This window comes from Peribacillus sp. NPDC056705 (genome assembly GCF_043656335.1).
Genome location: NZ_JBHTYI010000063.1, coordinates 1 through 7237 on the forward strand (window position 1 = coordinate 1; position 7237 = coordinate 7237).

Here is a 7237-nt window from a genome sequence, read left to right on the forward strand (position 1 = left end):
TCACCGCCCGCCCCGCGGAAAGCGAGCATCTGGAGGGGAAATCAACCACACCGCTTTACTTGGTAAATAGCAACAAAGTATGCGAAAACAGCCTTGTTTTAAAATCATGGTTCGGGTGAGACCATCCCCCCTTTTGTACACAAAATAAAAACGTTGATAATTCTATCAACGTTTGTTTAATAATTTTTTAACAATTCTTTTAAAAAATGCTTTGTAGCTTTTCTTTTTGATAACTTGCTGGACATGATATTTCTTCTCGATATAAATTTCCTCTTTATTTATGGCATTATGTTCTGCTAATACCAGACCCAAATCGGAGTTATGATCTTTGTTCAGGACAATTTTGTAAGGAATATTATGACTCATTGCCAATTTTATATATTTCCCTAAATATTGATAGTCCATCTGACCATTTAAAAATAAATTTGAACGGGGATGCTGCTTCATCATTTGCTCTATTTCCGGATATACATTCGTTTCAAAGACTTGGCTTTTTTTTAAGACGATGACGACGCGCTCCCGTAATGTGCCCAGAAATTCCCTGCGTTCACCAGGCTTGATTTCTTTTGGACCATGGATGCCTTGTTCTAGATAGTCCTCCACCTTTAGGCGTGACAATTCTTCCCCACCTCCGCTTTCACATCAATAATGTATGTAATATGGCCAAAAATAGTGCCCATCATTTCTACGTTTGCCAAAAAAGCAGAAAGTTGCCCTTGTTTTAATATTACATATTTTTAGTCTACCCCCACTTTAAAAAATTGTCACTTTAGCTCCACTTCATGCATAGGATAGTGTATGTGTAAATGTAGGTGGCTTAAATGAGGGACGGGGAAAAACATGAAGAAATTGATGGTATTTTTATTAATATTCGCTTTTAGTTTAGTTGGGTTCAGTAATACTTCAGATGCGGCAGCAAGGCAACTGATTATCATCAATAAAGCCAATAATCAGCTTGCCTATTACGAAAATGATAATTTGGTGAGGGTTTTCAGCGTGGCGACAGGAAAGAATGCCTCCTACACCCCTGAAGGAAAGTTCAAGGTAGTGACAAAGATTGTGAATCGTCCCTATTATAAAGGCAACATTAGAGGCGGAGACCCAAAAAACCCTCTAGGTAAAAGATGGCTGGGGATCAATGCAAGGAATACACCAGGAAATACCTACGCAATACACGGAAATAATGATCCTACCACCATTGGGAAATATATAAGTGCCGGTTGTATTCGTATGTATAACAATGATGTTCAATGGCTGTACGAAAGGGTGAAAATGAACACTGTAGTGTTGATTGCCAGTTCGAATAAATCATTTGCCACCATAGCTGCCACGAATGGCTATAAAGTGAGCGAATCTGTGAGCCTTCCCGTAAATACCAACCCTTCCCTGAAGAAAGGAAGCAGTGGTCCCCAAGTAATTGAACTGCAAAAAAGATTAACTAAACTTGGATACAGTACTAAAGGAGTAGATGGGTCATTTGGAAAAAATACTGAAGTTGCTGTAAAGAAATTCCAAAAATCCAAAAAGCTCACTTCAGATGGAGTCGTCGGACCCAAAACGAAAAAAGCGCTTGGACTTAAATAATTTTCAATACCGATATCCACTGTTTAGAGGATATCTTTTTTTATGTTTTAATTGTACAACCTATACATTATTACCCATATCGTCTTTATTTTCCCACCATCAGTTATTGACTTTATGTTATAATTTATACATCAACAGCTAATCATAATCGCACTGTCATTACATATAAGGAGGTAATACAAATGTACGATGAAATTCTCTTAACATCCATTAAAGCAATTTTTGTAATAGGCACCATCGCGATGTTTGTGATTTTAGGATTCGTAAAAGGACGCCGTTTTTAACTTTATCTAAAATATCCTCACCTGCCTGATTACATGTATAATTTTATACCGGTAATCAGGTTATTTTTCACTCAAAAAAAAAGCATATCCTCTCTGGGCATGCTTTTCCTTACCAATTCCAAAAATCCGTTTTATCTAAAAGTTGATCGATGTCAAATGTATCAAGATGGAATGGAACTGACTCTTCCGCAATCGCCTCAGTGGCTAACAATAACTGGTCGATATCAATAATGGCCAAAACAGTCCTCTCCCTTTTTTTAATGGTCTTTACCCTCATTTTCATTACATTAAACACTTCGTTCAAAAGAAATTTTATTTGAGGGTATCCTTTAAATTTTACATTTGACATTCATTTTAGATGCAGTGAATCTTTTTCAGATCCTTCCTGAGAAAGCGTATGTATCAATTTAACCAGCTTATAAAAAGTCCCGCTGCAGATTGTAACCTCGGGCAGATTATGAAATATTGATTTTTTATTAATATGATAATTGTCTTTCTCGGGTGAATAAACTATAATTTTCTTATTTAAAGATAAAGCATATCCAAGCTCATATAGATTACCTTTACCTGCTGTTAGGAAGATCAGCATGAAATCGGCTTCCTCAATCCCTTTTTTTTCATATTCTCCAATGCCGTCCTTTATTTGGTTTTTTTCATCATTCGTAATTAAATTCAAGTCATTCACACAAGTAAACCCTTTTGAAGTCAATTTCTTGATCAATGACCTTACTTGCTTCAAATTTTTTTCGTCTGATGCTATATAATATTTCACACATACACCTCCAAAATATATAACTATTGATACTTTTTACCTATGTTACCTATACTATACATATTCGTTATAAAGAACGCAATATCCTTTCCCCAAAAATAAAAAATATTTAAAGGGATTCAAACGAACCAAAAAACCATCATTCCTTTTTCAGGTAATGATGGTTTTTCAAATATGCAGTGGAATCATTTTCACCGTCACTTCAGCTTACTCAAAAAATAATAAACTATGTACAAATTTTGGTTTGACATTCAGGGTTATAAAATGTTCATTGAATGTAAAGAAATACAAAATAAAAACCTTGTCCCCTAATCGACAAGGTTTTTTTATTTTTCATATGTGATATTTTCTATTTCAATCCTGAAGGGGGCAGCCTCACAAATATTAATCCCCCTATCCAGATTCACCTTTTCCATTTCACTTGCATCCGGGATTGTTTTTTTATCGTGAATAAAATGTTCGACCATGGCTTCCAACAGTTCTTGAGCACAAGCTAAGGCATCTACCCGATTCCTACCGCTAACGGAAGAAATAATTCCTTCTCGCCTAAAATCCGGGAAGCAAACTTGAACGGAAAAAGAATCGATAATCAACGGGTGCTTTTCATAATAGAATACGGCTGGATACTCAAAGATTTGAATGGTCAAAATATCATCCCTTCATACCATATTTAGGTTTTTAGTTAATTATAACATGAATTTCCATTTTAAATATGTTTAAATTACTTTTCTTAGTTTTTTAGGTTATTACTTAGATTTAAAAGGTTGTTATGTCCGTACTTACCGTGAAATAAAAAAACACCAGGAAAATCAGGATCAAGATAACATTCAAGATAATTCCAATGATGCTGCACACTTTCCCAGCTGTCACTAATCCCTTTCCAGATTCACCAGTAAGCTTAATTTCTTGTTTACTCTTCGAAGCAAATATTAAACCTAGAATACCTAATATGATGCCTATGAATGGAATTAACAGGGATAATACCCCCATGATCAATGATACTATAGCTTTGCTATTGGTTAGTTTGATTTCCGACATATCTTCCACCTTCTTTCTTCCTTTATATATACGGTTAGTAAAAGAAAAAGATTCGTTTTTTGTGCACTTATACTTCTAATATTCTAGATGATTTCAGAAATCCGCTCGCTTTCCGCAGACTGTCTGCCAATCCTTTTCGCCGCAAGCATCTAGCGGTGTCTCAACTTGCCGGTTATTCGGCAGTTGTGTCGCAAATTCTTCTAGCTGGTTAGGGACTCATCCCTAATTAAAAATGTAAAAAATACATGAGGCTACCCAAGTCTTCTTTTAAACGATGGTCCGAGGTGATAGCAAAAACCTCCTTTTGTAGACAAGTAGAAAACGACTCATTCCTGAGTCGTTTTTTTAGGTTCGTTTCAATTCAAGTCTTTGGGCTACCATAGAGAGACAATAGTTAACAATGAAATACATGAGAGCCACAAGGATCAAAATTGGGATTAAGTACTTTTGACTTTGTCCATATATGATTTGACCATGATGAGTCAGCTCCGGTAAAGAGATGACAACAGCTAAAGAGGTATCCTTTAATAATGAAATGAATTGGCTGACAATAGGAGGAACCATGCGGCGCAGCGCTTGGGGAAGAATAATATGTATCAATGCCTGTGTATAGCTCAAGCCTGATGAACGGGCAGCTTCCATTTGGCCTTTATCAATCGATTTAAGTCCACTTCGAATGACTTCAGAAAGCATGGCAGACTCGAATATTGTCAAGGCAACAATGGCCGCTGGAATGATTTCAAGTTTAATCCTCACCTCCGGCAAAGCAAAATACGTAAAAAATATTATTAATAACAGCGGTAAATTCCGAATCGTTTCTACAATCAAAGCCAATATTTGTGATATCACCGGCACCTTTGCGTAACGGATAATACCAACAAGCCCGCCAATAATGAAACTTAGAATGATGGATATAAAAGCTACCTGGAGCGTTACCCAAAATCCTTCTAATAAAAACTTAAGATTATCTGGTGTATAGGCACCTGCAAAATCCATATCATATACCTCCTTCAATTACTCTTAGCCAGACGTTTTTCCAAATAACCAACGCCAAAACTTAAAGGAATGGTAAGTATTAAGTAAAAGGCTGCAACGAAAATATACACATCAAACACGACAAATGTCCTTGAAGAAATCAAATCCCCGTGGTACATAAGATCGAGTCCTGCAACGACGGCCAAAATGGAAGAATTCTTAACTAGATTGATAAATTGGTTCCCTAAAGGAGGTATGACTATTTTAACGGCCTGTGGCAATATGACGAGCCTCATTGCCTGCCCATATGTCAGGCCTGAAGAACGGGCAGCTTCCATTTGACCCTTTGGCACGGAAAGTATGCCCGCTCGAATTGCCTCAGCTATGAAAGATGAAGTGTAAATGGTCAAAGCCAATGTCCCTGCGTATAGACCGCTAAGTTTAAGACCGAGAAAGAAGAAAAAGGTTATGATCAATAACGGTATATTCCGAATGAACTCGACATAGGCGGTACCCAGCCAGTTTAGTGGCTTTATCGGCGCAATCCGCATGATAGCAATAAGCACACCAAGAATCAAACTCGCTACCAACGCGATCAAACTCGACATGATCGTATTTCTAAAGCCTAATAAATACATATCCAGGTTCTCTGTTAAAATGGAGAAATCAAGCACGGCGTACACTCCTTTAACTAGTAAGGATGAGCAAAACGCTCATCCCCACAGACATATGTTCAAATGTTATTTAAGGCCAGCTTCCCTTATACATTTGCTAAAATGTTTAATGTTTAATCCATTTATCATGGATTTCATCGTACTTACCTGAATCTTTAAGTGACTTAAGAGCTTTATTCAACTCGCCAACAAAGTCAGCATTTCCTTTTTTCACGGCAATTCCATAAGGCTCTTCCGTAAATGTACCGCCAACAAGTTCATAACTTGGATCCTCATCCGCCATTCCATAAAGGATGGAATCATCCGTTGTCAAGGCATCCCCTTGCCCGGATTTAAGTGCGGCGAACGCTTCGGAATAGTTTTCAAATTCAAGCACTTGTGCTTCAGGAGCTTTTTCACGGATATTTATGGAAGAAGTAGAGCCCTTGACGGCCAATACCTTTTTCCCTTTTAAGCTATCAATACCCTTAATATCACTGCCCTTTTTGACTAACAAAGATTGTCCGGCATCGAAGTAAACATCAGTGAAGTCAACTTCTTTTTTACGATCTTCCGTGATTGTCATGGTCGCTACAATCGCATCGATATCACCATTATTCAATAATGCCATCCTTGTCTTAGATGTCACTTCTTTAAATTCAACTTTATTCTCATCACCAAGGATTTCTGCTGCAAGAGCTTTGGCGATATCAATATCAAAGCCTTCTACATCTCCAGTCTTAGGATTTTTCAGACCGAATAGCCTTGTATCATTTTTCACCCCGAAAACGATCTTATCCTTTTCCTTCACTTGTGCGAGAACATCTTTTGCTTTGTCTTTACCTCCACCATCATCAGCTTTGTCTGATTCCTTGCCCCCGCCGCATCCAGCTAATAAGATGACAGCCAGTAATGATAGCAAAGATAATTTTAACCATTTCTTTTTCTTAAACATGAAATTCACCCCTGTTTTTTATTTAATGATTTAATATACGGCTAAGGAATAAACGAGCCCTCTCTTCACGAGGATTGGCGTAAAACTCAGCCGGTGATGCCTCTTCCAAAACCCTTCCTTCGTCCATGAATACGATTCGATCCGCTACTTCACGGGCAAATCCCATTTCGTGCGTAACCACCACCATCGTCATGCCTTCATGGGCAAGGGCCTTCATTACATCCAGTACCTCGCCGATCATTTCTGGATCCAAGGCTGAGGTAGGTTCATCAAATAGCATGATTTCGGGACCCATTGCCAAACCTCTGGCAATCGCTACCCGTTGTTGCTGTCCACCAGAAAGCTGGGAAGGAAATGAATTCGCTTTATCTCCAATCCCCACCTTGTCCAAATATTTTAGTGCAATCTTTTTCGCTTCCTCTTCGGATTGGCCTAAAACCTTCCTGGGGGCAAGCATGATATTCTCTAGCACGGTTTTATGAGGATACAAGTGAAAATGCTGGAAAACCATACCGATATTCCGACGGAGTTTGTTTATGTCCGTTTTTTTATCAGCTACATTTGAACCATTTATGGAAAGGGAACCTTCCGAAATGGTCTCTAGACGATTAATGCATCGAAGCAGTGTACTTTTCCCTGATCCGGACGGTCCGATGACCACGACCACTTCCCCCTTCTTAATCGTAAGATTAATCTCTTTCAATACATGGAAATCGCCATAAAACTTATTCACTCGGTCAAAAACTATCATAATTAGCCCTCCGCCCCTAATCAATCTTACAAAACTGAAAATTTATAATAATCAGAATTACACAAGCGTAATATAGCATTCTCCTCAAATTTTATGTATAATCCTTTCTTCCACCATTATTTCCCAATATTTCGAGAGTGATAGTGAAACGACCATTTTTATTGTTATTTTAAACTAGTAATTTAAATAATATATTCAATATTCACACTTTTTATTATATAAAAT

Annotated in this window: 10 protein-coding genes; 1 reads left to right on the top strand and 9 read right to left on the bottom strand. The window is 37.6% G+C overall.

Annotated elements, in window-relative coordinates; all coding sequences use genetic code 11:
• Positions 1–165: 165 nt before the first annotated feature.
• Positions 166–618 (bottom strand): YueI family protein, encoded by a 453-nt coding sequence (locus ACFRAK_RS26985; RefSeq protein ID WP_387598959.1) that lies wholly within the window; start codon positions 616–618, stop codon positions 166–168.
• Between the two features lie 222 nt (positions 619–840).
• On the opposite strand from ACFRAK_RS26985, the gene ACFRAK_RS26990 reads away from it, so the two are divergent.
• Positions 841–1584, top strand: a complete 744-nt coding sequence (locus ACFRAK_RS26990) for a L,D-transpeptidase family protein (RefSeq protein WP_387598961.1) — start codon at positions 841–843, stop codon at positions 1582–1584.
• A gap of 393 nt (positions 1585–1977) precedes the next feature.
• On the opposite strand, the gene ACFRAK_RS26995 is transcribed toward ACFRAK_RS26990, so the two are convergent.
• From ACFRAK_RS26995 to ACFRAK_RS27030, 8 genes are all read right to left on the bottom strand, one after another.
• Entirely contained in the window at positions 1978–2151 is a 174-nt protein-coding gene (locus tag ACFRAK_RS26995; protein WP_394572887.1) for a hypothetical protein, read from the bottom strand.
• Between the two features lie 66 nt (positions 2152–2217).
• Complete coding sequence (locus tag ACFRAK_RS27000; protein ID WP_342615839.1) at positions 2218–2667, bottom strand: nucleoside 2-deoxyribosyltransferase; 450 nt, start codon at positions 2665–2667, stop codon at positions 2218–2220.
• A gap of 299 nt (positions 2668–2966) precedes the next feature.
• On the bottom strand, positions 2967–3287 hold the full coding sequence (locus ACFRAK_RS27005; protein ID WP_076369562.1) for a type II toxin-antitoxin system HicB family antitoxin: 321 nt from the start codon (positions 3285–3287) through the stop codon (positions 2967–2969).
• Positions 3288–3396: 109 nt separating this feature from the next.
• The gene (locus ACFRAK_RS27010) at positions 3397–3678 is read right to left on the bottom strand and encodes a DUF4190 domain-containing protein (protein ID WP_260288990.1); all 282 of its coding nucleotides are present in this window, start codon (positions 3676–3678) and stop codon (positions 3397–3399) included.
• 345 nt (positions 3679–4023) lie between these two features.
• Positions 4024–4674 carry an amino acid ABC transporter permease gene (locus ACFRAK_RS27015; RefSeq protein ID WP_387598970.1) on the bottom strand — a complete coding sequence of 217 codons (651 nt, stop codon included), beginning with the start codon at positions 4672–4674 and terminating at the stop codon, positions 4024–4026.
• Between the two features lie 14 nt (positions 4675–4688).
• On the bottom strand, positions 4689–5327 hold the full coding sequence (locus ACFRAK_RS27020; RefSeq protein ID WP_076369568.1) for an amino acid ABC transporter permease: 639 nt from the start codon (positions 5325–5327) through the stop codon (positions 4689–4691).
• 106 nt (positions 5328–5433) lie between these two features.
• Positions 5434–6261 carry a transporter substrate-binding domain-containing protein gene (locus ACFRAK_RS27025; protein ID WP_387598973.1) on the bottom strand — a complete coding sequence of 276 codons (828 nt, stop codon included), beginning with the start codon at positions 6259–6261 and terminating at the stop codon, positions 5434–5436.
• Positions 6262–6283: 22 nt separating this feature from the next.
• Positions 6284–7012 (bottom strand): amino acid ABC transporter ATP-binding protein, encoded by a 729-nt coding sequence (locus ACFRAK_RS27030; protein ID WP_076369572.1) that lies wholly within the window; start codon positions 7010–7012, stop codon positions 6284–6286.
• Positions 7013–7237: the final 225 nt, after the last annotated feature.